A 24,626-nucleotide genomic window follows, 5' to 3' on the forward strand; every position below is an offset into this window, starting at 1 on the left:
TGCCGTGCGAAAGTTAAATAAAAAATTCTGGCTGGGCATTCTTGTCGCCCTTGCGTTCTATGGAATCGTTAAAGTTCTTCTAACAACGGGAATACTTAGTGATGTGAATCAGTCTATGCTGCTTCTAATCGGAGTCAACATCATGCTGGCGGTGTCGCTCAACCTGATTACCGGGATCACCGGGCAGTTCTCTATTGGCCATGCCGGATTTATGTCTGTGGGTGCATACACTTCGGCGATCCTTACTCTGGACTACAACGTGCCATTCGTTCCAGCTATTATTGCAGGCGGGCTCCTGGCGGCCGTGTTCGGCGTATTGATCGGAATGCCCACCCTCCGGCTGAGCGGTGACTATCTTGCTATCGCCACGCTGGGGTTCGGTGAGATCATCCGGATTATCATGCTGAATACAGAATATGTCGGCGGAGCTTCAGGGCTTAGCGGTATTCCGGCCAAAACCACCTGGACCATGCTCTTTTTCTTCACGCTAATCTCGGTAGTGCTGATTAATAACTTCATTAGATCCACGCATGGCCGGGCCTGTATCGCTATCCGCGAGAATGAGATTGCCGCTGAGGCGATGGGGATTAATACAACCCGCTATAAGATTATCGCGTTTACCATTGGTGCTTTGTTCGCCGGTATGGCGGGCGGCTTGTCAGCCCATACGTTCTATGTGATTACGCCGGGCAGCTTCAACTTCCTGAAGTCTTTTGAAATTATCGTGATGGTGGTTCTCGGGGGGCTTGGCAGTACGGCTGGTTCTATTGTTGGAGCGGTGTTCGTTACTCTGCTCTACACCTACTTACGTGAATTCCCGGAATGGCGCATGATTATCTATTCGATCGTACTCATCCTGATGATGATCTTCCGTCCAAGCGGCCTGCTGGGCTCAACCCGGTTCTCATTCGGCAAGTCCGGCAAAAAGGAGGCAAAGGCAAATGACGCAATCGAGAGCAGCAGTACTTCTTGAGGTGAAGGAGGCCAGCCGGGCCTTTGGCGGACTTAAGGCTGTAAGTGAGGTTTCCCTCCATATTGACCAAGGGGAGCTGATCGGTCTGATCGGGCCTAACGGTGCAGGCAAAACAACCTTATTCAACCTGCTGACCGGCGTATACCCGCCCTCATCGGGCAGCATTCTGCTGAATAATGAATCTATCGGCGGGATGAAGCCTTACAGAATCAATCATAAAGGCGCTGCACGTACGTTTCAGAACATTCGCTTATTTACGGCGATGACGGTTCTGGAAAATGTCAAAATTGCCTTCCATCAGCATGCCAGGCACTCGTTGTTCTCTTCGATGCTACGTCTGCCGAAGCACTTTCAGGGAGAAGAAGAAATCACCCGGAAGGCCATGGACATTCTCTCTATCTTCAATCTGGCCGACCAGGGGGATGAGATCGCCAGCAACCTGAGCTACGGGAATCAGCGCCGTCTGGAGATTGCCCGGGCGCTGGCGGCCGGACCCAAGCTGCTGCTGCTCGATGAGCCGGCTGCCGGGATGAACCCGAATGAGACGCGTGATCTGATGAATCTGATCGCCTGGATCCGGGAGGAATTCGACCTGACCATTCTGCTGATCGAGCATGATATGTCACTGGTGATGGGGGTCTGCAATCGCATATATGTCCTGGACCGCGGCATCCTTATCGCTGACGGAACACCGGCGGAGATCCGCAATAACCCGAAGGTCATCGAAGCGTATTTGGGACAGGAGGTGTAGCGCGATGCTTACAGTACAAGGGATTAACGTCTATTACGGAGCGATCCATGCCTTGAAGGATCTCAGCATCCACGTGAAGCAGGGAGAGATCGTGACCCTGATCGGAGCCAATGGCGCTGGCAAGTCTACGCTGCTTAAGACGCTCTCGGGACTGCTTAAACCGAAGACAGGAAGTATTGAATTTCTGGATAAATGGATTGTGAATCAGAGTGTTCAGGCGATTGTCAAAGAGGGGCTGATCCATTGTCCCGAAGGGCGGCGCGTATTTGCCAATATGTCCGTCGAGGAGAATCTGGAGATGGGGGCTTATCTGCAGGTTGGCAGCAGCCTGACCGCTGATCTTGAACGGGTCTACCATATCTTCCCCCGGCTGCTGGAGCGCAAGAAGCAGCAGGCCGGAACCTTGTCCGGCGGGGAACAGCAGATGCTGGCTATGGGGCGGGCCATTATGGGCCATCCCAAGCTTCTGCTGCTGGATGAACCGTCCATGGGACTGGCGCCGCTGCTGGTCCAGGATATTTTCCGGATCATCAAGGAAGTGAACGATGCCGGAACCACGGTCCTGCTGGTGGAGCAGAATGCGCATCAGGCGCTCAGAATCGCCGACCGGGCTTATGTACTGGAGACGGGCCGCGTAGTACTTGAAGGGGATGCCAAGGAACTGGCTGACTCGGATGAGATCCAAATGGCTTATCTTGGGCATTAAGCAGGATATGCCGGACTACAGCAGCATCACAGAAACACCATATATAAAAATCAATTAACCGGGAGGCTGGGAGAAACAATGAAGAAACTTGGGGCCATTATCTTGTCGGCAGTATTGACTGCGGTGTTAGCATCTGGCTGCGGCAACAACACAGAGAACAGCGGTAACTCTGCAAGCGGCGGCAATACTGCCGGAGGCACAATCAAAATCGGGGCTGACCTTGAGCTCACAGGCGGTCAGGCTTCTTTCGGCGACTCCGTATCCAAGGGCGCGAAGCTGGCAGTGGACGAGATCAACGCCGCAGGCGGTGTACTCGGCAAGCAGCTTGAGCTGATCGTTGCAGACAATGCGTCGAAGTCGGAAGAAGCGACGCAGGCGGCGCAGAAGCTGATCACAAGTGACAAGGTGGTTACCATCATCGGCGCTTCCACTTCTACCAACACCCTGGGTATCGTTCCGGTAGCCACCGAGAAGAAGATCCCGCTCGTCTCCGTAGGTGCCACCAACCCGAAGGTTACCGTGGATGAGCGCAGCGGCAATGTGAATGAATATGTGTTCCGAGCAGCGTTCATTGATCCGTTCCAAGGTGAAGTGATGGCTAACTTTGCCCTGGATTCCCTGAAGGCCAAGACGGCTGTAATCTATACAGATACCTCAAGCGACTACTCCAAGGGTCTGCAGAAGTTCTTTGAAGAGACCTTCAAAGGCAAAGGCGGCGAAGTGCTGAGCCAGGAGTCCTACCAGCAGAAGGATTCTGACTTCAAAGCGGTGTTGACCCGGATCAAAGCAACGAACCCCGATGTCATCTACCTGCCGGGTTACTATGAAGAGGTAGGGAAAATTGTGAAGCAGGCCCGTGAAATGGGCATCACCGTTCCGTTCCTGGGCGGCGACGGCTGGGATTCCCCGCAGCTCGTTGAAATCGCCGGTGCCGCAGCGCTGGATAACACCTTCATGTCCAATCACTACTCGTCCGAAGATACGGCTCCTGAAGTAACCTCCTTCGTGGATGCTTACAAAGCGGCTAACGGCGGCGCGGTTCCGGATGGTATGGCTGCCCTGGGTTACGACGCCCTGAAGCTGGTTGCCGATGCCATCACCCGTGCCGGTGAAGCAGATCCGGCCAAGATTACAGAAGCGCTGGCAGCGACCAAAGATCTGCAGCTTGCTACAGGCAAGATTACGCTGAACGACAAGCATGACCCGGTCAAAGCCGCAGTTGTGCTGAAATTCGTTGACGGGAAGCAAACCTTTGAAACCAAGGTTAACCCTTAAGCTGTCCATCTGCATATAGTGAGGAGAGGAATTAACTTCTATTCCGCAGGCGGCCAGAGGCCTCTTGCCTTACTTAGCTGTTAAGAGGAAGGCTCGACTTAGAGCCTTTCTTTTCGCATCTCAGAGCGATAGAATGTTGACTATGCTATATAAGAAGCACTGAAGAAAATAACAGAAAGCAAAAGAAGCGGAGGGGAAATTTGGAACTGTAGGAGCGGTAGCGACCGCCTTTGTCACCGGATTTCCACTGCGAATAGCGGTATTAATCCAGAAATCTGGGGACAACAGCGGCCGGAAGTCCAAATATTCACCGCAGTGACGATGAAGCTTCAAGTTTAAAACCTAAGTGCTTCTTATATAGCGCAACTAAGTCTATGCTTACAAAACTTTTAGGGGGAATCCGCATGATCGTTGGCGTACCCGCAGAAATCAAGAATAATGAGAACCGTGTCGCCATCACTCCGGCCGGGGTGGAAGCGTTACGTAAGGCCGGGCACGAAGTGTTGTTTGAATCCTCTGCCGGTACAGGCAGCGGGATGAGTGACAAGGAATACATGGATAAAGGCGCAGTGATTCTGGACACGGCTGCAGAGGTCTGGAGCAAGGCAGAGATGATCCTTAAGGTGAAGGAGCCGCTGCCGGAGGAATACGCTTATTTCCGCAAAGGGCTGATTCTGTTCACTTATCTGCATCTGGCTCCTGAAGCAGAACTGACTAAGGCGCTGGTAGAGAGCGGCGTGACCGCCGTGGGATATGAGACGATTCAGCTGGAGGACGGCTCGCTGCCCCTGCTGATTCCCATGAGCGAGGTCGCCGGGCGGATGGCGGTGCAGATCGGTGCCGGGCTGCTGGAGAAGCCGCATGGCGGCAAGGGCGTTCTGCTCGGCGGTGTGCCTGGAGTGCGGCCTGGTGAGGTAGTCATAGTAGGCGGCGGAATTGTCGGCACCAATGCGGCCAAGATTGCCCTGGGGATGGGTGCGCGCGTTACGGTACTGGACCTGAATGCGAGCCGTCTGCGTGCGCTGGATGATATTTTTGGCGGACGGCTGGTTACCGTGATGTCGGATTCCTATCATCTGGAGCAGGCAGTACGCCGGGCCGATCTGCTGATCGGGGCCGTGCTGATTCCCGGTGCCCGTGCCCCCAAGCTGGTCAAGGAGTATATGGTGCAGCAGATGGAAGAGGGATCTGTAATTGTGGATGTTGCGATTGATCAAGGCGGGTCGATTGAGACGATTGACCGGATTACCACCCATGAGAACCCGACCTATGTGAAGCATGGCGTGGTTCACTACGCTGTAGCCAATATGCCGGGGGCAGTCGCCCGGACCTCGACGCTGGCGCTGACCAATGTGACGATCCCCTATGCGCTGCAGATTGCCAATCTTGGCATTCAGGCGGCGGCAGTCCAGAACGCGGCGCTTGCGCGTGGTCTGAATGTAGTGGCCGGACAGGTCACCAACGCAGCGGTGGCCGGGAGTCTGGGGTATGAACACGCGGACGGAATAAGTGTGCTTGCTGCTGTTGGCGGCGGGAAGAGCTAATTCTAAGGCGGAAGAATATGGATTCTGTCCTGCGGGAAGGCGGGGCAGGAGCGGGGAGAGAAGCAGAGGCTGCACACTGCGGTTCTCCCTATATTTTTCGCAGACCCTAGCTTTCGAAAAAAGGCTTGTCAAATCCGCCAGCGTTTGATATACTCATTTTTGTTGTCACAAAGAAAAACTTCAAATTTGGCTCGTTGGTCAAGGGGTTAAGACACCTCCCTTTCACGGAGGTAACATGGGTTCGAATCCCATACGAGTCACCAATATGCGGTAGTGGTGGAATGGCAGACACGCTATCTTGAGGGGGTAGTGGGTGTATACCCGTGGAGGTTCGAGTCCTCTCTACCGCATACGATTTAAAAAGCAAAAGCAGCAAAAGCCTTTGGTACTTCAAGGGATTTTGCTGCTTTTTGCGTAGAATCAGTTATAAATTCTCCAAGGAGAGATGGTATGAATAAAATCAACCGGGTGATCTTAGGATTAATTTTGACTACAATGACTTGAAAAGGATAGATAACTTTATAGAGAATTTTAATCAAGGAAAATCTGATTATTTAATGTTAATTCCCCGGCCTGTTGATAGTGGCTTTGTAATCAATGATGTATACACGGAGGGGAAGACAATCACTTGGGGCATTGACAATAGCAGAGATGCATTGAGTACAGGAAAAGGAATGAAATATTATTGCAAGAAGATCGAGAAAGCAGAAACCAATGATTTTTATACCGTATTGCTTAGCAACTGTGTTAATTTCGATCCTGATGAAAAGTTGAAAGTTTTTACCATTGAAAAGAAAAATTAGACAGTCGGCAGAGACATGGGTACACAAGTAGCGCTCCTCCTGTTATGGGAGGGGCGCTGCTGTGCATTCCCGGACATTTTTAACTTGCAGAAAGAAGGATTTTGCGGGGATCAAGTGGAATTAAAGCCAACAGGAATGATCATGCCGGACATTCCCGGACTGATCACCACTTCAGAGAAGCGGCGTATTGCGGATACAGCTCGCGGATGCAGTCCGGGCAGATATCGTGAGTGAATTGCAAAGAAAGCTGCTGCTGCAGGAATCGTTCGATCCTGATCCATTCCTCCTGGGTGCTGCGGATAGATTTGCAGGAGGCACAGATCGGGACAAGTTGGCGTATGACAGGGGGCAGCCCTATATCGCGTATGGCCAGAATAGCAGCCTTGTAGGCAGGAGCCGGTTCAGCAATAAACGGACACATATTCAGCTCGAAAAGCCTGCTGCCCCTGTTCATTGTCAGGAGAGCCAGTTCGGTACTGGAGGACAGACGGGTGCCTTGAACAATATCCTGTAGCAGTTGCTCCAGCTTATGGATGTCTGCGGGAACGATCAGTATATTCTGAAACAGCTCAAGTATGCTCCGCTCCAGGCAGTCCGGGGTGCTTGTGAGTCCATATTGCCGGTTAAATTCATCCCACCGGGCGCTAACGTAGCGGATCATTCCGCTGCTGTCGATTACCAGTGCATTATGTGTCAGCGCATCAAGAGACGGGAAGAGGGTTGAGAGACTGTCAGGCAAAGATAATCGCTCCTCAGTATGCGGGTTGAAGGCACTAAGATGGAGGCAGGTTCAACAATTCAGCGACTTGACGACGGTATCGGTCTGCCTTGCGCGTACCGTGAATCAGGTTGGACAGCCGATAGGGTGGGATGTCGTGTAACTCACAGAATTTCTTCTGATCCAAGTGCAGTTCTGCCAGACGTTTCTTAATAGCCCAACCGTAGGCAGTAATGGGGCGTTTGCTGTTCAGATTGCTCACCTCGTATCGACTATCCAGCCGCTATGATATAAAATAGGTAAAGATATAATAATAGTTAATTATATACTTTTTTACGTCATTTTTCAATAAAAAATAACGTTTTTACGTATTATATTTTCTGTCGGGAGGCGGTTGGGTGATGCAGACCATATACGAACGAATTGAATTTCTGATCAAACGGCAAGGTCTTACCAAGAAATCCTTCTGTGCGCAGCTTGGAATCAGTACCGGCAACATGGGCGATTGGAAGCGGGGCAAGTCTACACCCGGCACTCATAAGCTGATCGAGATCGCCGCGTTTTTCCATGTCAGCCTCGATTGGCTGATTCTGGGCAAACAGACCCAAACGGTGCAAGAAAGCGGCGAGGATTATTTTTTTGGCCCAATGCGGCAATTGAATTGCCAATCGGAGGAGCTGCAGCCGGAGGAGAAGAATTTCATCAAGGAATATATCGCTTTCACCGAGTATCGCAAACGTAAGGATAAGGACCAAAATTCTTAAGCCAGCATCTTTACTTTTGAGCGCAACCGATTTATAATATTGAATGTTGGCCTCAAACAATGCTTCAACGTTAGACACACCGCGCGGTAGTGGTGGAATGGCAGACACGCTATCTTGAGGGGGTAGTGGGTGTATACCCGTGGAGGTTCGAGTCCTCTCTACCGCATACTATTGGAAAAAAGCCGAGACCTTTGATGATTCAACGGTTTCGGCTTTTTTTGTCTCAAAAAACACCCTTCGCCCCCGTTTCGATCCGGGTATGAAGGGTGTTTGCTTTTCATTCTACTTCAGCAGCTTGGCGATCTCATCTTCGATCTGATCCGGCGTTGTCTGCGGGGAGAAGCGCTTCAGCACGCGGCCTTCCTGGTCCACCAGGAATTTGGTGAAGTTCCATTTGATACTCTTCGAGCCGAGGACTCCGGGTGCCTCTTTGGACAGATATTTGAACAGGGGATGGGCATCGGCGCCATTGACATTAATCTTCTCGTACATGGGGAAGGACACACCGTAGTTAATCTCGCAGAACTCCGCGATATCCTCACTCTCACCCGGCTCCTGTCCGGCAAACTGGTTGCTGGGGAATCCCAGAACCTCGAAGCCGCGGTCTTTGAATTTATCGTACACTTCCTGGAGACCCTTATATTGCGGGGTGAGTCCGCATTTGCTGGCTGTATTCACGACGAGCAGAACCTTGCCTTTGTATTTGGAGAGCGATTCTTCCTGACCCCGCAGGGTGTTGGCTTCATAATCATAGACACTCATGGATGATTCCTCCCGAACAAATGATTTATCACAATTTAATTGTACACCATTCACCAGCAGAAGCAAGCCTCAAGGTGGATACATCAGCTATAATCGTTTCAAAAACATGAGGTGGTTTAAGTTATGGGTAAGTGTTCTTACAAAATTTGTGTCAAAAAGGAGAAGATTAAAGATGACTGCATTGAAACTGAAGGCATTATATACAGCTACAGCTAAGGTTCGCGGAGGCCGTGAGGGTTCAGTTGAATCTTCGGATGGGGCGCTTAAGCATGACCTCAAAATCCCCAAGGAGCTTGGAGGCCCAGGCGGTGCCGGCACGAACCCGGAGCAGCTGTTCGCGGCGGGCTATGGCGCTTGCTATGAAAGTGCGCTCGCCAATATCGCCCGTAAGGAAGGCGTGAAGCTGCAGGATGTCGAGATTACCTCGAATGTGCTGATCGGCAAGGATGAGAGCGACGGAGGATTCAAGCTGGCCGTGAAGCTGGATGTGAAGCTGCCGGGTATCGAGCGTTCTGTTGCGGAAGATCTGGCTAAAAAAGCCCATGATTTCTGCCCTTACTCCAAGGCTACCCGTGGTAATATCGAAGTGGAGCTGAACGTACTGTAAGAGGATACTCGGAATTCTATAGCTGCAAAATACTTCAAAAATATTCGTAAACACTTAAGGCCGGGCAGCAAATGTCCGGTCTTAAATGCTGTGAACATCCGGGTTCATTATAACGGGTAAGAAAGCACAATGCTGGGAATAATGGCTAAATAGAGTCGAAGAAGGATAGAAGTGTAATAAATAGCGGCCTTCCGCCACTGCTTTGGTTGACATCACCCCGAATATTCTTTAATATGTCTAAGTATCTGTTAGTGTCGTGTGCGCTATTAATTTACCAAAAATTTAAATAATGGGTGATGAAGATGTCTTACAAACCGAGTATTACGAATGTGACCAAAGCCAGCAGCAATGATAAGGAAGGATTGTACGAGTTCATTATCAAGCTTGCTGACGGAACGGAGTGCCGCGCGTTCTACAATCGGTTTCCGGAATGGAAAATGACGAACATCAGCCGCCTGCTCAAGACTCCTTGTCCGGTATGCCGCAAAGATTTCATCTGCAAATGTATGGAATCCTTCACAGCTGATTTTGAAGAGCAAATGACCGGAGACGAGTGGATTAACAAGGCAATTGCCGAGTAATTAGACGAACGGACATTGTAGGCGCGGGAGCTATCCCGCGTTTTTTGCTGTTTTCTGCAGAGGAGTGAAGGGTACACTATGTCTAAGAGGAAGGGGCGGAAGAAGTGGCGGAGACCAACAAGGAAGTGCAGAGAGAAGCGGTCGTGCTGATTGATGGAGTCTGTCATCTGTGCCAGGGGCTGGTCCGGTTCATTATTCCCCGTGATCCGCAGGCAAACTTCAAATTTGCTTCCCTGCAGAGTGAGGCGGGCCGGGAGCTGCTGAAGGCAGGCGGCCTGCCGGAGCGGCAGTTAGACACGGTTGTGCTGGTAGAGAACGGCAAGTATTATACAGAATCGGCGGCAGTGCTGCGGATTGCCCGCAGGCTGCGGTTTCCGTGGCCTCTGGCGTATGTGTTCACCCTGATACCAAGGCCGCTGCGCAACGCAATATACAGGATTGTGGCAAGGAACCGCTACCGCTGGTTCGGCCGGGATGAGCAGTGCCTTTTGCCGACACCGGACATGAAGCGGAGATTTCTCTAGCCGATCAATAAGGTGAATTCTGGAGTGATCTGCCGGATGCTGGAAAAAATCTATTGCTGTGCTCTTATATATATGCTACTATAGCTGTAAATTACAGGAACAGTAACGGAAGCACCGTTCAATGACCGTATCCCACGGTTATTGGCGGTGCTTTTTTTGCTGCCGTTTTTCTCAATATTCTTCAAAGGAGGGTGATTTCATGACGGCAAGAATCGTGCTTGCAGTCCGGGAGAGTGAGTACATAGAACCGCTGCTGCATTATCTTCATCACAGTGAGTACGGGGAAATCATGCGGATCACGGCTTTTAGCAGACTGGACGCTTTTATGGAATTTATGACAGGCGATGAGCTGCCGGACGCGGTTGCAGGAGATCCGTCCTTCATTGAAGCCTGGCTGGTGGAAGGAAGAAGCACGGTTCCCTGGGCAGTTTTAACCGAAGCCGGAGAATTATCCGAACGCGGAGACCTGGCAGGGGGAAGGAGAATTGCCAAGTATCAGGCCCTGCCGTCGCTGCTGGAAGCGATTCTTCAGCTAAGTGACCTGAAGCGGATTAGAACCGCTGCGTTGTCTAAGGAAGCAACACTGCTGCTCGGAGTCGTCTCGGCGAGCGGCGGCAGCGGCAAAACAACCGTAGCGTTAAATATGGCGAAGCAGCTTGGAGCCACCGGCCTGTCCGTGTTCTATCTGAATCTGGAGAGTGTGGACAGCAGCGGATTCATCCTGCGGATGCCGGGCAGTAATGTACCTGGTATGGAACGGCTGCTATACGAGTTGAAGGCCGGAGGCGCAGAGCATAAGGGGGGACGGGGCAAGCCGAAGTGGGGCGACTATGTGTTTAGACATGACAGTCTGCGGTGTGATGCCTTCCGGCCTGTGGAGAACTTCAAGGAGATGCTGCAGATGTCGCAGCAGGACACGCTGGAGCTATTGGAGGGGCTGGCCGGGGCCGGAAGTTATGATGTGATTATCGTAGACACCGGCAGTATTGAGGAGGAGCGGGCCCAGGCTGTTCTGCACAGGTGTGGAGTCTTGCTGTGGGTGCTGAAGAATGAGCAGGTCAGTATCCGCAAGACTGAACGCTGGATCGAGTATATGGCAAGTCCGCATTCCGGGATGCCGCCGGAGCTGATGAATAAGAGCCGGTTAGTGTTGAACAACTGCACCGGGGCGGAGAATGAGCGGCTGCCCTCTTCGGCGCTCAAGCTGGATGCCGTCCTTCCGTATATCCCTTCCTGGGGGCTGCAGCATTACGGAGAGCTTTGTCTTAACTCCCCCCAATTCATTGATGGTATTCAGGAGCTCTGCCGGGGGATCGTAGAACCGGCATTGCCCGGGGTGTTCACCGGGAGTTCTGTATGAATGAAGAAATGTTCAGAGCGCTGCGCAGCGATATCCGGGCCGGGCTGGATGTGACCTCGGTCATCGGGAACCATGAGCTGGCTGCTTTTATAGAACGGATTATCCTGGAGCGGGAACACTTGCGCCTCCTGACAGCCCAGGAGAAGCATGAACTGGTGAAGAAGCTGTTCGATTCCTTCCGCGGGCTGGATATCCTGCAGCCCCTGGTGGATAATCCGGCGATCACCGAGATTATGATCAACAGCCATGAAGAGATCTTCATTGAGGAGGACGGGATGATCCGCAGGCTGCCGCTGGCCTTTGAATCCGGGAGCAGGCTGGAGGATATCATCCAGATCATCGTCTCCGGCGTCAACCGTGTGGTCAATGAATCCTCACCGATTGTGGATGCGCGGCTGCCGGATGGCTCACGTGTCAATATCGTACTGCCGCCTGCGGCGCTGAAGGGTCCGGCCATGACGATCCGCAAATTCCCGGAGACCCCGATGACGATGGAAGAGCTGGTGAAGCGTGAAGCGCTAACTGAGGAGGCGGCAGAGCTGCTGCAGATTCTGGTAGCCGCCAAATATAATATTTTCATCAGCGGCGGGACCGGATCAGGGAAAACAACCTTTCTGAATGCTCTGTCACAGTTCATCCCGCCGCAGGAGCGTGTCATCACGGTGGAGGATTCGGCAGAGCTGCAGATTGTCACGGTTCCGAATCTGGTCTCCCTGGAGACCCGGAATGCCAATACGGAGGGACGGGGCGAGATTACCATCCGTGACTTGATCCGCACTTCATTGCGGATGCGCCCGAACCGCATTGTTGTCGGCGAGGTACGGGGAGCCGAATGTCTGGATATGCTGCAGGCGATGAACACTGGCCATGACGGCTCATTATCGACTGGGCATTCCAACAGCGCGCTGGATATGCTCAGCCGCCTGGAGACGATGGTGCTTAGCGCGGCTGAGCTACCTGTGACCGTCGTCCGTCAGCAGATCAGTTCGGCGATAGATATCTTCGTGCATCTGTCGCGGCTGCGTGACCGTTCGCGCAGAGTGATGGAGATCAGCGAAGTTGCCGGTGTGCGCAGCGGCGAGGTCGTACTGAATCCGCTATACGAATTCCGTGAATCAGGCGAACTGGACGGCAGGGTGCAGGGCAGACTTGCGGTCTGCGGGAACCCGCTTCTGAGTACGGTCAAGCTGCAAATGGCCGGAATCGGCGATTATCCGTTGAAGCGGTATGGTATTGCAGGTTCCGGGAAGGAGGCGATTGTATCCTAAAGGTCATGAAGAAGAGGGGACAGTCGCCCCCGGGCAGGCACAGAAGAGGCTTCATGAAAAGAACGCCGCCAGGGCTGCCGGAAGGCTCATCTGCTGCGGGAGAACAAGTGCTTCTGCCCGATTATACCGTATACGAGTTGACCTCCCTGCAAAGAATGTTGGTCATTCTAGGTGCCGGGGTCCTGTTGTTCGGGATTGGTTACTTGTTCTACCATCAGCTGCTTCTGGCGGCGCTGCTTGTCCCCGGCAGCGCGTACGGGCCACGGCTGCTGCGCCGGTATCTGCTGCAGCGCCGCCGGGCTGCGCTGAATCTGCAATTCAAGCAAATGCTGTTCTCGCTTTCTTCGTCGCTCTCTGCCGGACGGTCGGTGGAGAACGCCTTCCGGGAGGCCGTGCTAGATCTGCGGATGCTTGACCCGGAGGGCGCAAGCGACATGATCTCAGAGCTGAATATCATCTGTGCCCGCATGGAGAACGGGGAACCGATTGAAGATGCGCTGTATGAATTCAGCAAAAGAGCGGGAATGGAGGATGTAGAGCGCTTCGCCGATGTGTTCATGGTCTGCAAGCGGACAGGAGGGGATCTGGTGGAGATCGTGCGGCGTACGTCGACCATTATTGGGGAGAAGCTGGATATTCAGCAGGATATTGCGGTCAGTATTGCCCAGAAGAAATTCGAAGCCAAGGCGCTGCTGGTCTCTCCCCTGATGATGGTGATGTTCATGAGTCTGAGTGCCGGTGACTATATGCAGCCCATGTACACCGGAGCAGGAATAGCGGTGTCTACACTCGCCTTAATTGCGTTATTCCTCTGTTATCTCTGGACCAATAAGATCATGAACATTCCGCTGTGAAGGGAGGAGAGTGAAGGGGATGTCATGGATCTGCGGTATTGTCCTGCTCCTGCTCGCAGCAGGCTGGCTATTCCTGCGCATGAGATGCGGAAGCCGCTATGCGGCACTGCGGGAGCTGTCTATGGAAGGCCTGCGGCTTCGCCGGTTGGGTGAGCCTCTGTTGTTACTTGTAGAGCAAGGCAGAATCGCCAGTTATCTTCCCTCGGTGATGTTCAGGATACAGCGCTCGCTTCAGCGGCTCTATGGGATGCGCTACAGTGCAGAACGCACCTTGCTCTTCCTGGGAGAGATGCTCAGCTACAGCTGGCTGCTGCTGGCAGGCGGAAGCGCACTGACCTTGCTAACAGGCGAGCAGACCGGAATGATCCTTGGAGGACTGCTGGCCGTAGCGCTTCCGGTGGCCATGGTCAGCGATCTGCACAAGAAGGTCCGTGTGCGGGAGCAGAATATTATGCTTGAGCTTCCCGAGCTGCTGAACAGTATTGTCCTGCTGGTCGGCGCAGGAGAGACGGTGCAGCGGGCCATTATCCGCTGTGTGAACAGCCGCCATGGAGACAGCACCCATCCGCTGTACGCGGAATTAATGAAGATGACGGCGGAATGGGACGGAGGTTATTCCTTCCAGCAGGCGTTTGAGAACTTCAGCAAGCGCTGTGCGGTGCAGGAGGTCTCCATCTTCACCACTACGGTGCTGCTGAATTACCGCAGAGGCGGGGCCGACTTTGTTCTGTCACTGCGCGATCTGTCACGGATGCTCTGGGAGAAGCGGAAGGCGATCAGCCGGACACGCGGGGAACAGGCATCGTCGAAGCTGGTTTTTCCGATGGTGGTTATCTTCTTGATTGTGATTGTGCTGGTGGGCACACCGGCGCTTATGATGTTAAAAATGTAGGAGGTAGAAGTGAATGTTAACACAGATGGTAGAAGGAGCAAAAAGCTTTTGGAAGGATGAAGAAGGGCTGGGTACGCTGGAGATGATACTGATCATTGCTGTGCTGATTGCGGTAGTTCTGGTGTTCCGTGAGGAGATTGTAAAGGTGGTCAAGGACCTGATCAGCACGGCTGGAGATAAGAGTCAGGAAGTATTTGATTGATTCCGTTGCGGGAGGATGAGGGCAGCTTCACCATCGAGGCTTCGCTTCTGCTGCCGATCATTATGGGGATTACGCTGGTGCTGCTGTTCTTCTCCTTGTACACCTATCAGAAGTCGATGCTGCTGCAGATCGCCTCAGCTACTGCGGAGCGTGCCTCCTATAACTGGGAGAACAGTAACCGGGCGACAACCGGAGAATTTCAGGCCGGTAATTATGACCCGCTGTACTGGAGAGTCGGGGAGGATGGTCTATTGTCTTCCCTGTTCGGAATCGGGACAGATAACGGCAGTACAGCCATTGCGCTCCCTGATAAGGCAGAGGGCGGAGGCCCGTTGCCGGTGGTGAAGCTGCGCCTGGCTGCGCAGATGGTACCGGCCGGTCTGCAGGGAGAGATGGGCTATGCTTACAGTCTCACAGGCCGCAGAATCAGTACGGAGTTGAAGAAGCTGCTGCAACTGCCTGTCCTGGACAATCTGCTGGCTGATGGAGCTGTTCCTGAGGTGTATGCCCGTTCCTATGTTACGGAGCCTGTTGAGTTTATAAGAACGGTGGATCTCATGCGTTACTATGGGGCCAAGTTCAAACGTAATTCGTCCGGCAGCAAGGAGGGCAATGGTATGGAGAAGAAGAATGCAGCCCTTATGCTGGACAAGCTGCGCTAAGGTCTGCCGGCCGGAGCAGCCGGGAGCTGTTCCGGGGATAAAGGTAGGGGGAGATCATATGCGTATTTTCAAGCACAGCAGTTCCTTGAACAAGCTCTCTGGCCGGAGCCGCTTCCTAGGCTATGAAGTTAGTATTACTAGCAGCAATGCGGGCAAAGGAGCAGCAGGAGTAGCTGGATATACCTTCAGAGGTCTTCGTGCAGCAGAAGGTTCGGTTTCGATCTTTCTGATTATGGTTCTGGCCTTTGTATTTCTATTCAACGCTGTACTAATTGATTATGCACGGATTGCAGCAGTGAATGTGCAGGAGGAACGCTTGGCGAGAGCCGCTATCCGTTCTGTGATGTCTGCTTATGATATTGAACTGCGGGAGGGTTATGGATTATTTGCCTTCGGCGGCGGAGACGGGAATCAGCTGTTGTCGAAGGTGCTTAACGATAATCTGTACGAGAGCGGACGGGGCGATGCCTTTAATCTGCTTCCCGTGATGGTGGATTCCTCTTCCCTGGACTGGAGCCGTCCGCTGGGCAGCTATGAGGTCTTCCGGCGGCAGATTATTGAAGAGATGAAATACAAAGCGCCGGTTGATTTCGCCCTGGAGCTGGCAGGCAAGCTTAAGCCGTTGTCGGCGGCAATGACTGAGGCTTCACGGACAACGAATGTACTGGGAGACCTCCAGCCCTTGTACGATCAGCGCGAGGAAGCACTGGATCTTATGCTGCGGAAGCGGAGGGAAGCTGCTGACAGTGCCCGGAAGCTGCAGAAGCTTCTGATGGACCCTCCCGGGAATAGCATATCCGCGCTTACGCTTGGACCTCTGGCTTCTGGCTCTGACATCCCGGCGATGTATGGGGATTATGTGAATAAGTATTATGAGGATTATTACCGGGATTCCAAAAGGTGGCCGAGGTATACAGCGGTTCTATCACGTTATGAGAATCAGACCCTTGAACTGGCAGGCCGTATCCCTGCAGCTCTGGCAGACTTTCAAGAGAGCAATAACCGCCTGCTGGAAGAGGCAGCGGCTGCGTTTGAACAGGTTAAGGCGCTGAACCTTCAGATGAAGAGTGTGATTGAACAGGCCGATGCAGAGGCCAGTGCTGCCGGGGATGATCCTGCGCGCAGCTGGGACATTCCGGAGACTGCGGGAGAACTTAGCTCAGAACCGCTTAAGAAGCTGAGGGAACAAGTGGAGGGGCTTATCCTCCCTTCGTCAGAGATTAGCGAGATGGAGAATAACATCGGGGTACAGCGAAGTGCAGCTCTGCCTATGGAACCGGTGGTCTCCAGTCTACCGGCTATATTAAGCACGGCAGCGGGGCTCTATGCAGACCATTCTCTTATGACTTCCGGGGTTCTTGATGCTTCTCAGGCCGTTAACGGCTATATAGGGAGCTATGGACAACACGGCACTGTTATTGCCGCAGAAGCCGCACGGATCGAGAGCCGCCGCACCTCCGACGGCGAACGCAAGCAGATAGAACGGCAGGCCAAGGAGAAGCTTGGGGATGCCATGAATCTGCTGGATCAGATCCGCGCCCTTGGAGGCAGCGCAGGCGAAGGGATGGAACAATATCGTAGTCTGCGCCGGTACCACCAGGAGAATGTTTCATTCAACGAAGGGGTAGAACAGGAACCGGCTGCTTCCGTGAACACCTCCAGTCATTATGCTGCGGGCCAATCTTCGATGAAGGATATGGATGGTATCTATGCTGCAATGGGCAGTGTGCTGGAAGGAGCCAGGGACAGGCTATATCAGACAGAGTATTCTGCGATGTACTTCCGGCATTTTGATCTGTCGGCGCTGACCTCCTTGGCTTCCGGGTCCGCTGAAGGAGCCGGTGAGCAGCTTGGGGAACAGCTGAAGCCGCAGGCACAGGAACTCGAATATATCTTGTATGGATTCTATAATCCTGCCGGGAATGTAGCGTCAGCATATGGGGAGATCTTTGCCATGCGGCTGGCAGTGCGGACGATGGAGGGGATGATAGAGAAATCCGGCCTGGGCAATCCGCTCGTTGTGCTGGCGGCTGCACTGCTGTACGGCATTGAGCAGGCTATTCAGGATATGATCCTTCTCTGCACGAAAGGGGAGATTCCGTTATCCAAATATATGACTGCGAAGCTCTCGTACCGTGATTATTTGCGGCTGTTCCTCCTGCTTCATGGAGGAGGCGAAGAGCAGCTGGCCCGGATGCTTGCGCTTATCCGTCTGAATACTGGCATCAATCCGATAGAGAAATTTACATATGCCTCCACAGAACTCACGCTGGGGATGCCGCTTTGGTTCCTCCCGGGTGTGGTGAAGCTGGTGGATTACAGTGCAGGACTGCCAGGTGATATACGGGGCAAAACGTATTTGAGAACAGTAGGGGCTGACTTTTCTTATTGAAGGGGGACAGGAGAATGAAGCACTGGCTGCGGAAGTCACCGGGCCCGCAGGAGGAAGGCAGCATGGTTGTCGAAGCGGCGCTGGTTCTGCCCATGTTCCTGTTGTTTATCTTGTTCCTCATCTTCATTATCCAAATGACTTTGTATTCGACAGCGCTGCAGAGCACAGCTTCTGATACCGTCAAAATCATCTCAACCCATATGTATCCTGCGGCATTGGCTGCGCAGCAGCGGGATGCTGCTGGGGAAGATGAAGCCGGGGAGACAGGTAAAGCAGGTGAAGCGGGTGAGGCAGGTGAAGCAGGTGAAGCTGGCAGTTCTGGTGACCCAGCCTCTGCGGGAATCTGGAACATTCCGCGGCTGTCGCTAACGGAATGGAGTGAGGACTACGTCAGTAAGCTTCCAGAACCCATGGAAGCCTGGGTCAGGGCTGCTGTCCGGGAGGGAGAGGGACCGCTGCAGAAGGTGCAGGCGGGAGCCTCGGAGGCTGCGCTGGATCTGGTGCTTAAGCCTATGCTGCGTCCCTATATGTCCTCGGACTGGCTTGAATATAGCAGAATTCATGTTTCCAATGTTACTGTGCCAGATCTTCAAAAGGGTACGCATCCCTATTTCGGTCTGGTGGTCAGCTATGAACTGCCGATGAAAGTCCCGTTCCTGAATCAAAAAATCGTGCTGGAGGCCAGCGCAGTTGAACGCTTATGGATCGGCAACACGGATTCTTCCGGGGAGGGAACTTCGGCTGAACCGGAGGAGGAGACCGGGACGATCATGATCCTGGAGAAGCCAAACCCGGGAGTGGCGAATCGTCAGGGGACAATAAAGGTGAAGGTGCCTCCCGGGGCATCGGCCAATCTGTCGATTTTCTACAAGAGCGGCCGGAGCACTGCCAAGTATCTGGGCTGGAAGCAGGCGGATGAGAACGGGTACATCGAATGGGAATGGAAGATAGGCGTCAACACAACGCCGGGGACCTGGCCCTTCGTGATTAGTCTGGCTGATGGAACTACGTTGGAAGCGACCTTTACAGTGGTGAAAAAATAAAAGACTAGGAAAGAGGAACACGGATGACGGAATGGGCACTATGGGGCTGCCTGCCGTTTCTGACAGCGGCATTATTCACAGATATACGCTGGATGAGAATTCCTAACTGGATTACACTGCCTGCGTTGCTCGGGGGGCTCATCCTTCAGACGATTATAAAGGGCTGGCCGGGACTGCTGTTTTCTCTTTGCGGCGGCGCAGCAGGATTTTTGCTATTGCTGATTATGTATTTTATCGGAGCGGTAGGGGCCGGGGATGTTAAGCTGTTTGCCGCCATCGGAGCCTGGACCGGAGTACTCTTCTCACTTCAGGTGATTGTATATTCAGTCCTCTTAGGGGCGGTTGTGGGCTGGGTAATTATTCTGTTCAGACGGGAGACCGGCCGCAGGCTCCGCAGCATGATTAGCAGGACAGCGGGCTTCCTGCTGCTGCGCAATAGGAGTTCCTTCAAAGGGCGGGAGGGGGAACTGCTCCGATTTCCTTTTATGCTGGCAGTATTTCCGGGATTCATCTGTGCTTATATTTATTTCTGACATCAAGCTTATTATTGTCAGCTCAGGAGGTGAGGGAGTTTGTATGGACTGGAACGTGATTTCATCCAGCAGGACGGAATAACCATGCTGCTGGGCAGATCCGCAGGACTCAGCGCAGGAGAGCTGAATATGGTGCAGGCCCGGATGCTGATGAATAGCGGTATTCCGCATCATCTGCGGTTGCTCCTCAGAGAGATAGATTTACAGGTAACACTGGAGTATAAGGTTTCCAAGCGGAAGATGCTGGGGGCATTACTTAAGAGTGAGAAGCTCAGCATGATGGAGTTCTTCGGACTGCTGCTGCAGATCGCTGCCGGAATGGAGGAGGGGCAGTTATATATGCTGCGTACAGAGCAGTATGCGCTCCATGAGGACTTTATTTTTATTGAAGGCCCGCTCAGCAGCGGCAAGGTATTCCTGACTTATATTCCGCTGCAATGCACGGAGCCGGCGCTGAGACCGGGTGAAGCATTGAAATCGCTGATCATGGTATTCATGGCTGCGCTCTATGAGTTGTCCGGTGACGGTATCCAGCGGCTGCTGCAATATTGCGGGGAGGATACCTTCAGTCCGGGAGGGCTTAAGGAGCTTTTGGCGGAGCTGCTGACGGGAGCGAACAATCATAAGGTCCATGCTGAAGCAGCGGAGCCTGTCCATGGGAGCCAGGTAGCTGGGGCGGGTACCTCTGCTGCCGGATCAGGGAACAGGATAGATTGGGTACAGCCTCCGCTCCGCAGCATGGCAGAACCGGCAAGGGAGTTCCCGGCGGCCGCAGCGTCCCCGCGTGGACAAGGAGATAATCAGGCGCTGTCTTCTGGCTCGATGCTTAATCCGGCTCCTTGGATGAGCGGTACGCCGCAGCTGAAGCGGAAGGAGGGTGCGACCGGTGGGCAGACGGCAACGGACCAACCACTGAGAGCCATTCAGGATGCGGACAGGCCTAGTAGTCCTTATAGGACATATCTATTGCTGGGGGCCGTCCTGTGTGATGCGCTGCTATGGAAGTTTCTCTATTTACATGATCCCGGGACGTTGTGGCTCATAGTCTGTGCTGCGGGTACTCTGATTCTTGCAGCTTTTGGCTGGCTGGTATGGAGTGGAAGAGTGGCATGGGGCGAAGCTGAGGAAGACTTGGAAGCTGCGGAAGAGGAGGATGAGGATTATAGTGGTGCAGCCCGGAAGCGGAAGCTGAGAAGCGAACTGGAGTGGGATTTCGGCAGGAATCCGGTAGTTCAGCAACAATTAGCTGATGTAGCAGCCAATGGCTTCACAGGCAAACCGGCCAGCAGCCAACAGGCATCGGCTGGGACAGCCGGGAGCGGTCCCCCGAAGAAGGAGACAGCCATGGCTACAGCACTGCTGACCCGTGAACCTCAACAGGGTACAGGCAGCGGGCCACCCTTAACCGGCCGGACAGGGCCTTATCTGGAAAGAACCGATTCAGATGAGAGCGGAGTTCCGGAGAGAATTGAGCTGAACCGTCCCAGCTTCATTATCGGACGCTCATCAGAGGTGGCCCAGTATGTAGAGAAGTCAGAAGGAGCCTCACGGGTCCATGCTGAAATCTCCAGAGGCCCGGGAGGATACATTCTGAAGGATTTGGACTCCAGGAATGGTACGTTTCTTGCAGGTGAGACGATGGTTCCCTATAAAGAGTACCCGTTGACCGAAGGGGCTGTATTCACAATTGTTAGGGGGTGCTACACATTTCATACTGCCTAATCTACTGGGATCTTAATTGCTCCAGAGCAGGCTGAAGTGTCGGGTAGGTGAATGTGAACCCATGGTTGATCGCTTTGGAAGGCAGCACACGCTGGCCCTCCAGCAGAATCTCTGACAGTTCACCTACAGCGCTCTTCAGCAGAAAGGCCGGGAGAGGAAACCAATGCGGACGATGGTAGACTTTGCCGATCATTCTTCCGAATTGTTCATTGGTGACCGGCTGTGGAGCCGTGGCATTGACCGGACCTTCCAGCTCGGGATGAAGAATGCAGAATTCAATGAGCCGGACGATATCTGTGAGGTGAATCCAGGACATCCACTGCTTACCGGTGCCGATTTTGCCGCCGAAGCCAAGCGAGTAAGGCAGCTTCATTTTGGGAAAAGCACCGCTCTCATTACCGAGTACGACACCAGTGCGCAGCTTAACCAGCCTTACACCCTGGTATGCTTCATCAGCAGCCTCCTCCCAGGTCTTGACGACTTCTGAAGGGAAGTCCACAACACGGACAGGAGAAGATTCGTTATAAGTATCCTGCAGTGAAGTACCATAGATGGCGACAGCAGAAGACTGGACGATGACCTGGGGTTTATGCTGAAGGGAATTCAGCAGCTTCCCGGCAGCGGTAACGGTTTCAAGCCGGGATGTCATAATGGCCTGCTTACCCTTCGGAGTCCAGCGCTGGCTGAGTGAAGCTCCGGCCAGGTTAATCAGTGCATCTGCACCCTCGGCAGCTTCTGGATTTGATTCGAGGCTGTCCCAGGTAAGATAGCTCAGACCCGGATGTGCCAGCTTATTCTCCGGGAGCCGGCGGCCGACACTGATAATCTGATGTCCGCTATTCAGCCAATATTCCGTAAGCTCACTGCCAATGAATCCGCTGCCTCCGCAGATGATATATTTCATAGGGATTCCTCCTGTTCTGGACGCCCGGTAGTGAAGTAACTTATTTGACCAGATGTTTGTAGGGAGCGTAGTCGATGCCGTTCTTTTCCAGAAAAGTGACCAGGAATCTGTTGTCGCGCCGAGGTGTGGCGATAATATAGCCTTTGATGCAGTGCTCACGGGTGACCTCCGGCGCATCGCTCTCCACGGCAAGCTTGCCGATCTCGGCAGCAATGGAATGCTTGGCAATGTCGCGGAAGGGGGTAGGCACAGGCTGTACAAGCTGGTCCAGAAAAGCCTTCATCTCGTCGCTCCATAGCGGACGGCTGCGTTCTACCCAGTAATTCTGCCAGTCCAGCTTGGATTTGCCGTCAGCCTTGGGCAGTACCTTCAGGAATTTGCGGAACATAAAGTAGCCGCCGATGCACATACAGCCCAGCAGTAAAAACGTCCAAAATGCGATGGAATTCATAAACCAATTGCTTGGTCCCGTGGATAACAGGCTTGAGGGTGAATGAAAATGCATGGTTACACCGCCTTTGACAATGATGATTGTCACTTTCCTTTACTTATCTTGAGTATAGCGTATTTCCCAAGTTTTGCGAAGCCAAAGCAGCCTCTCCGGGCTTGCCTAGATTTATTCTCCCGATCACGGTAGAATAAGGGTTAATTCGTGAAGGAAAGAGGGAAATAGGCATGCTGAAAATAGGTTCACATGTGTCCTGCGCGGACAAGGGTCTCTTGAGCGCGGCCAATGAAGCAAATGAGTACGGATCTACCTCGTTTATGATATATACGGGAGCGCCGCAAAATACGCGCCGTAAGCCAATTGAGTCAATGTTCCCTGAGGAAGGCAAGCTGGCGATGCGGGAGAATGGCGTAGAGGAGATTGTGGTTCACGCTCCTTACATTATTAACCTGGGCTCCTATAAGGAAAACACCTACCAGCTGGCAGTAGATTTCCTGCAAGAGGAGATTCGCCGCACCCATGCACTTGAGGTCAAGCATATTGTTCTGCATCCGGGTGCATTCACCGACAAGGATTCTGAATATGGCATTCAGCGTATTGCAGACGGACTGAATGAGGTGCTGGGCGGTACGAATGAGACGGATGTGCATATCGCGCTGGAGACGATGGCCGGCAAGGGGACGGAGGTCGGCCGCAGCTTTGAGGAGCTTGCCTCTATTATTGATAAGGTCGAATTCAATGAGCGGCTGTCCATTTGTCTGGACACCTGTCATATTCATGATGCCGGATACGATATCGTGAACGATCTGGATGGGGTGCTGAAGAAATTCGATGACACCATCGGCCTTGAGCGTCTCGGTGTTATTCACATCAATGACAGCAAGAACCCGCGTGGAGCGGGCAAAGACCGCCATACTCCGATTGGCTCAGGCTATATTGGTTACGAGGCAATCAACAATGTTGTGCATCATGAAGCGCTGGCAGGTCTGCCGTTTATTCTGGAGACGCCTTGGATCGGCAAAGAAGCGAAGAAGGTCCGTCCTATGTATGAAGTGGAAATCGCCTTGCTGCGCGGCAATGTCTCTGAACGTTTCGGAGCGGAATTCCTGAAGGAGCTGGAAGAGCTGCATGCTTTTTTTGCCAAGCAGGAGCTGGATTCCCGCCGTTATGTCCTTGATGTGTGGGAACTGCTGAAGAACGACGCGAAGGCCAAAAAGGCAGATCCCCGTGAACCGCTGGAACGTCTCTATGATCAGGTAATGGCCGCCGGATTATTCCCTCAGCTCAGTGAGGAGGCCGTTAATCACCGGCTGATCGCCTGGCTGGCAGGCAAACAGCTGCTCGTGAAGGCCTAATCAAACAACAGATTGCGTTAACAGATGAGAGGATGGACGGAGAAATATGGAATTACATGTGAAGAGAGATCATTCATCAGGCACACAACATCCTGACCGGGCGCGTATGCTCATTTCTTGTCCTGACGGTCCGGGGATTGTAGCGGCGGTGTCGCATTTTTTGTACCAGCATGGCGCGAATATTGTGCAGTCGGACCAATATACGATGGACCCGGACGGCGGAATGTTTTTCATGAGAATAGAGTTTGACCTGCTCGGGCTGGATGAGCGGATTGAAGAGGTGCGTACGATCTTCGGCGGCGTTGCCGAACGCTTCAAGATGAACTGGCAGATCTTCAAGGTGAGCCACAAGAAACGGCTGGCGATCTTTGTCTCCAAGGAGGATCATTGTCTGGTGGAGCTGCTCTGGCAGTGGCAGGCCGGTGATCTGGATGCGGATATTGCCCTAGTTGTCAGTAACCACACCGATATGCAGGCTTATGTGGAGTCCTTCGGGATTCCGTTCCATCATATTCCGGTTACGGCAGAGACGAAGGCTGAAGCAGAGAAGCGCCAGCTTGAGGTAATCGGTGAAAATATAGATGTGATCATTCTAGCCAGATATATGCAGATTATCTCTCCTTCGTTCATCGAGCATTACCGGCACCGGATCATTAATATCCATCATTCGTTCCTGCCCGCATTCGTCGGCGGCAAGCCTTACGCCCAGGCCTATCAGCGCGGAGTCAAGATCATTGGGGCGACTGCCCATTATGTGACCGAGGAGCTGGACGGCGGGCCGATTATCGAGCAGGATGTGCAGCGGGTCAGCCACAGCGACGATGTGAATGAGCTTAAGCGCATTGGACGTACGATTGAGCGGGTGGTTCTGGCCCGTGCCGTGAAATGGCATATCGAGGACAGAATTCTCGTGCATCATAACAAGACAGTAGTATTTAACTAATCAGCGGACTACTTCATGTAGCCTTACAACCACTCCGGTA

General features: G+C 53.1%; 27 protein-coding genes and 3 tRNA genes. 25 read left to right on the forward strand and 5 right to left on the reverse strand.

Annotation, left to right across the window (positions count from 1 at the left end; translation table 11 throughout):
- Positions 1–4 precede the first annotated feature (4 nt).
- The 8 genes from KDC22_RS05930 to KDC22_RS05965 all read left to right on the forward strand — a co-directional run bounded on the left by KDC22_RS05930 (position 5) and on the right by KDC22_RS05965 (position 6,052).
- Positions 5–973: a branched-chain amino acid ABC transporter permease gene (locus KDC22_RS05930; protein WP_211722381.1), complete on the forward strand. Its 969-nt coding sequence runs from the start codon at positions 5–7 to the stop codon at positions 971–973.
- Positions 942–1,724: an ABC transporter ATP-binding protein gene (locus KDC22_RS05935; RefSeq protein WP_211722382.1), complete on the forward strand. Its 783-nt coding sequence runs from the start codon at positions 942–944 to the stop codon at positions 1,722–1,724. Before KDC22_RS05930 ends, KDC22_RS05935 begins: the two co-directional genes overlap by 32 nt.
- Positions 1,725–1,728: 4 nt before the next feature.
- Complete coding sequence (locus tag KDC22_RS05940) at positions 1,729–2,430, forward strand: ABC transporter ATP-binding protein (protein WP_211722383.1); 702 nt, start codon at positions 1,729–1,731, stop codon at positions 2,428–2,430.
- A 78-nt stretch (positions 2,431–2,508) separates the two neighbouring features.
- Entirely contained in the window at positions 2,509–3,705 is a 1,197-nt protein-coding gene (locus tag KDC22_RS05945; RefSeq protein ID WP_211722384.1) for an ABC transporter substrate-binding protein, read from the forward strand.
- Positions 3,706–4,109: 404 nt separating this feature from the next.
- A complete protein-coding gene (ald, locus tag KDC22_RS05950) occupies positions 4,110–5,249 on the forward strand; it encodes an alanine dehydrogenase (protein ID WP_211722385.1) in 1,140 nt (379 codons plus the stop codon).
- A 188-nt stretch (positions 5,250–5,437) separates the two neighbouring features.
- Positions 5,438–5,512: transfer RNA gene (locus tag KDC22_RS05955), tRNA-Glu, on the forward strand.
- Between the two features lie 4 nt (positions 5,513–5,516).
- Positions 5,517–5,599, forward strand: a tRNA-Leu gene (locus KDC22_RS05960).
- A gap of 150 nt (positions 5,600–5,749) precedes the next feature.
- Positions 5,750–6,052, forward strand: coding sequence for a DUF4362 domain-containing protein (locus KDC22_RS05965; protein ID WP_211722386.1), 303 nt, complete (start codon positions 5,750–5,752; stop codon positions 6,050–6,052).
- A gap of 163 nt (positions 6,053–6,215) precedes the next feature.
- Here the strand turns inward: KDC22_RS05965 and KDC22_RS05970 are convergent, their stop codons facing one another.
- Together KDC22_RS05970 and KDC22_RS33325 are read right to left on the reverse strand one after the other, a co-directional pair.
- A complete protein-coding gene (locus KDC22_RS05970) occupies positions 6,216–6,791 on the reverse strand; it encodes a PAS domain-containing protein (RefSeq protein ID WP_211722387.1) in 576 nt (191 codons plus the stop codon).
- Positions 6,792–6,825: 34 nt separating this feature from the next.
- The gene (locus tag KDC22_RS33325; protein WP_246553664.1) at positions 6,826–7,023 is read right to left on the reverse strand and encodes an XRE family transcriptional regulator; all 198 of its coding nucleotides are present in this window, start codon (positions 7,021–7,023) and stop codon (positions 6,826–6,828) included.
- Between the two features lie 148 nt (positions 7,024–7,171).
- Between KDC22_RS33325 and KDC22_RS05975 the strand changes: the two genes are divergently transcribed.
- Together KDC22_RS05975 and KDC22_RS05980 are read left to right on the forward strand one after the other, a co-directional pair.
- Positions 7,172–7,534: a helix-turn-helix domain-containing protein gene (locus KDC22_RS05975; RefSeq protein ID WP_173139950.1), complete on the forward strand. Its 363-nt coding sequence runs from the start codon at positions 7,172–7,174 to the stop codon at positions 7,532–7,534.
- 83 nt (positions 7,535–7,617) lie between these two features.
- Positions 7,618–7,700: transfer RNA gene (locus KDC22_RS05980), tRNA-Leu, on the forward strand.
- Positions 7,701–7,816: 116 nt separating this feature from the next.
- On the opposite strand, the gene KDC22_RS05985 is transcribed toward KDC22_RS05980, so the two are convergent.
- On the reverse strand, positions 7,817–8,296 hold the full coding sequence (locus KDC22_RS05985) for a glutathione peroxidase (protein WP_173139862.1): 480 nt from the start codon (positions 8,294–8,296) through the stop codon (positions 7,817–7,819).
- A 187-nt stretch (positions 8,297–8,483) separates the two neighbouring features.
- On the opposite strand from KDC22_RS05985, the gene KDC22_RS05990 reads away from it, so the two are divergent.
- The 13 genes from KDC22_RS05990 (at position 8,484) to KDC22_RS06050 (ending at position 20,936) form a co-directional block, all read left to right on the forward strand.
- On the forward strand, positions 8,484–8,903 hold the full coding sequence (locus KDC22_RS05990) for an organic hydroperoxide resistance protein (RefSeq protein ID WP_173139949.1): 420 nt from the start codon (positions 8,484–8,486) through the stop codon (positions 8,901–8,903).
- 302 nt (positions 8,904–9,205) lie between these two features.
- Positions 9,206–9,484, forward strand: coding sequence for a hypothetical protein (locus KDC22_RS05995; RefSeq protein ID WP_036727511.1), 279 nt, complete (start codon positions 9,206–9,208; stop codon positions 9,482–9,484).
- A 104-nt stretch (positions 9,485–9,588) separates the two neighbouring features.
- Complete coding sequence (locus KDC22_RS06000; protein WP_211722389.1) at positions 9,589–10,008, forward strand: thiol-disulfide oxidoreductase DCC family protein; 420 nt, start codon at positions 9,589–9,591, stop codon at positions 10,006–10,008.
- Between the two features lie 199 nt (positions 10,009–10,207).
- Complete coding sequence (locus KDC22_RS06005; RefSeq protein WP_211722390.1) at positions 10,208–11,368, forward strand: CpaE/TadZ family protein; 1,161 nt, start codon at positions 10,208–10,210, stop codon at positions 11,366–11,368.
- Positions 11,365–12,636, forward strand: coding sequence for a TadA family conjugal transfer-associated ATPase (locus tag KDC22_RS06010; protein ID WP_211722391.1), 1,272 nt, complete (start codon positions 11,365–11,367; stop codon positions 12,634–12,636). Before KDC22_RS06005 ends, KDC22_RS06010 begins: the two co-directional genes overlap by 4 nt.
- A 5-nt stretch (positions 12,637–12,641) precedes the next feature.
- Positions 12,642–13,490 carry a type II secretion system F family protein gene (locus KDC22_RS06015; protein WP_425516998.1) on the forward strand — a complete coding sequence of 283 codons (849 nt, stop codon included), beginning with the start codon at positions 12,642–12,644 and terminating at the stop codon, positions 13,488–13,490.
- A gap of 19 nt (positions 13,491–13,509) precedes the next feature.
- Positions 13,510–14,382 (forward strand): type II secretion system F family protein, encoded by an 873-nt coding sequence (locus KDC22_RS06020; RefSeq protein ID WP_211722392.1) that lies wholly within the window; start codon positions 13,510–13,512, stop codon positions 14,380–14,382.
- A gap of 13 nt (positions 14,383–14,395) precedes the next feature.
- Positions 14,396–14,584: a Flp1 family type IVb pilin gene (locus tag KDC22_RS06025; protein ID WP_211722393.1), complete on the forward strand. Its 189-nt coding sequence runs from the start codon at positions 14,396–14,398 to the stop codon at positions 14,582–14,584.
- Positions 14,581–15,246, forward strand: a complete 666-nt coding sequence (locus KDC22_RS06030; protein WP_211722394.1) for a TadE/TadG family type IV pilus assembly protein — start codon at positions 14,581–14,583, stop codon at positions 15,244–15,246. Before KDC22_RS06025 ends, KDC22_RS06030 begins: the two co-directional genes overlap by 4 nt.
- A gap of 58 nt (positions 15,247–15,304) precedes the next feature.
- Positions 15,305–17,638, forward strand: coding sequence for a hypothetical protein (locus tag KDC22_RS06035; RefSeq protein WP_211722395.1), 2,334 nt, complete (start codon positions 15,305–15,307; stop codon positions 17,636–17,638).
- A 14-nt stretch (positions 17,639–17,652) separates the two neighbouring features.
- The gene (locus KDC22_RS06040; protein ID WP_246553318.1) at positions 17,653–18,681 is read left to right on the forward strand and encodes a TadE/TadG family type IV pilus assembly protein; all 1,029 of its coding nucleotides are present in this window, start codon (positions 17,653–17,655) and stop codon (positions 18,679–18,681) included.
- Between the two features lie 23 nt (positions 18,682–18,704).
- Positions 18,705–19,214, forward strand: a complete 510-nt coding sequence (locus tag KDC22_RS06045) for an A24 family peptidase (RefSeq protein ID WP_211722396.1) — start codon at positions 18,705–18,707, stop codon at positions 19,212–19,214.
- Positions 19,215–19,253: 39 nt separating this feature from the next.
- Positions 19,254–20,936 (forward strand): DUF6382 and FHA domain-containing protein, encoded by a 1,683-nt coding sequence (locus KDC22_RS06050; protein ID WP_246553319.1) that lies wholly within the window; start codon positions 19,254–19,256, stop codon positions 20,934–20,936.
- A 1-nt stretch (position 20,937) separates the two neighbouring features.
- Here the strand turns inward: KDC22_RS06050 and KDC22_RS06055 are convergent, their stop codons facing one another.
- Complete coding sequence (locus KDC22_RS06055) at positions 20,938–21,840, reverse strand: TIGR01777 family oxidoreductase (protein ID WP_211722397.1); 903 nt, start codon at positions 21,838–21,840, stop codon at positions 20,938–20,940.
- 40 nt (positions 21,841–21,880) lie between these two features.
- Positions 21,881–22,345 (reverse strand): DUF2621 domain-containing protein, encoded by a 465-nt coding sequence (locus tag KDC22_RS06060; RefSeq protein WP_173139945.1) that lies wholly within the window; start codon positions 22,343–22,345, stop codon positions 21,881–21,883.
- Positions 22,346–22,515: 170 nt separating this feature from the next.
- Between KDC22_RS06060 and KDC22_RS06065 the strand changes: the two genes are divergently transcribed.
- Both KDC22_RS06065 and purU read left to right on the forward strand, forming a co-directional pair.
- Positions 22,516–23,643 (forward strand): deoxyribonuclease IV, encoded by a 1,128-nt coding sequence (locus tag KDC22_RS06065; protein ID WP_211722398.1) that lies wholly within the window; start codon positions 22,516–22,518, stop codon positions 23,641–23,643.
- Positions 23,644–23,689: 46 nt separating this feature from the next.
- On the forward strand, positions 23,690–24,586 hold the full coding sequence (gene purU, locus KDC22_RS06070; protein ID WP_211722399.1) for a formyltetrahydrofolate deformylase: 897 nt from the start codon (positions 23,690–23,692) through the stop codon (positions 24,584–24,586).
- Positions 24,587–24,626 lie beyond the last annotated feature (40 nt).

The organism is Paenibacillus tritici (assembly GCF_018207515.1).
Taxonomy (GTDB): domain Bacteria; phylum Bacillota; class Bacilli; order Paenibacillales; family Paenibacillaceae; genus Paenibacillus_AQ; species Paenibacillus_AQ tritici.

What these genes read in the sequence shown, in the direction of transcription:
- KDC22_RS06055 (WP_211722397.1), bottom strand. Translation starts at nt 21,840, where the DNA reads ATGAAATATATCATCTGCGGAGGCAGCGGATTCATTGGCAGTGAGCTT.
- KDC22_RS06020 (WP_211722392.1), top strand. Translation starts at nt 13,510, where the DNA reads ATGTCATGGATCTGCGGTATTGTCCTGCTCCTGCTCGCAGCAGGCTGG.
- KDC22_RS06025 (WP_211722393.1), top strand. Translation starts at nt 14,396, where the DNA reads ATGTTAACACAGATGGTAGAAGGAGCAAAAAGCTTTTGGAAGGATGAA.
- KDC22_RS06015 (WP_425516998.1), top strand. Translation starts at nt 12,642, where the DNA reads ATGAAGAAGAGGGGACAGTCGCCCCCGGGCAGGCACAGAAGAGGCTTC.
- KDC22_RS05945 (WP_211722384.1), top strand. Translation starts at nt 2,509, where the DNA reads ATGAAGAAACTTGGGGCCATTATCTTGTCGGCAGTATTGACTGCGGTG.
- KDC22_RS05985 (WP_173139862.1), bottom strand. Translation starts at nt 8,296, where the DNA reads ATGAGTGTCTATGATTATGAAGCCAACACCCTGCGGGGTCAGGAAGAA.
- KDC22_RS06045 (WP_211722396.1), top strand. Translation starts at nt 18,705, where the DNA reads ATGACGGAATGGGCACTATGGGGCTGCCTGCCGTTTCTGACAGCGGCA.
- KDC22_RS06035 (WP_211722395.1), top strand. Translation starts at nt 15,305, where the DNA reads ATGCGTATTTTCAAGCACAGCAGTTCCTTGAACAAGCTCTCTGGCCGG.
- KDC22_RS06010 (WP_211722391.1), top strand. Translation starts at nt 11,365, where the DNA reads ATGAATGAAGAAATGTTCAGAGCGCTGCGCAGCGATATCCGGGCCGGG.
- KDC22_RS05935 (WP_211722382.1), top strand. Translation starts at nt 942, where the DNA reads ATGACGCAATCGAGAGCAGCAGTACTTCTTGAGGTGAAGGAGGCCAGC.
- KDC22_RS05940 (WP_211722383.1), top strand. Translation starts at nt 1,729, where the DNA reads ATGCTTACAGTACAAGGGATTAACGTCTATTACGGAGCGATCCATGCC.
- KDC22_RS06065 (WP_211722398.1), top strand. Translation starts at nt 22,516, where the DNA reads ATGCTGAAAATAGGTTCACATGTGTCCTGCGCGGACAAGGGTCTCTTG.
- KDC22_RS06040 (WP_246553318.1), top strand. Translation starts at nt 17,653, where the DNA reads ATGAAGCACTGGCTGCGGAAGTCACCGGGCCCGCAGGAGGAAGGCAGC.
- KDC22_RS06060 (WP_173139945.1), bottom strand. Translation starts at nt 22,345, where the DNA reads ATGCATTTTCATTCACCCTCAAGCCTGTTATCCACGGGACCAAGCAAT.
- KDC22_RS05975 (WP_173139950.1), top strand. Translation starts at nt 7,172, where the DNA reads ATGCAGACCATATACGAACGAATTGAATTTCTGATCAAACGGCAAGGT.
- KDC22_RS06005 (WP_211722390.1), top strand. Translation starts at nt 10,208, where the DNA reads ATGACGGCAAGAATCGTGCTTGCAGTCCGGGAGAGTGAGTACATAGAA.
- KDC22_RS05995 (WP_036727511.1), top strand. Translation starts at nt 9,206, where the DNA reads ATGTCTTACAAACCGAGTATTACGAATGTGACCAAAGCCAGCAGCAAT.
- purU (WP_211722399.1), top strand. Translation starts at nt 23,690, where the DNA reads ATGGAATTACATGTGAAGAGAGATCATTCATCAGGCACACAACATCCT.
- ald (WP_211722385.1), top strand. Translation starts at nt 4,110, where the DNA reads ATGATCGTTGGCGTACCCGCAGAAATCAAGAATAATGAGAACCGTGTC.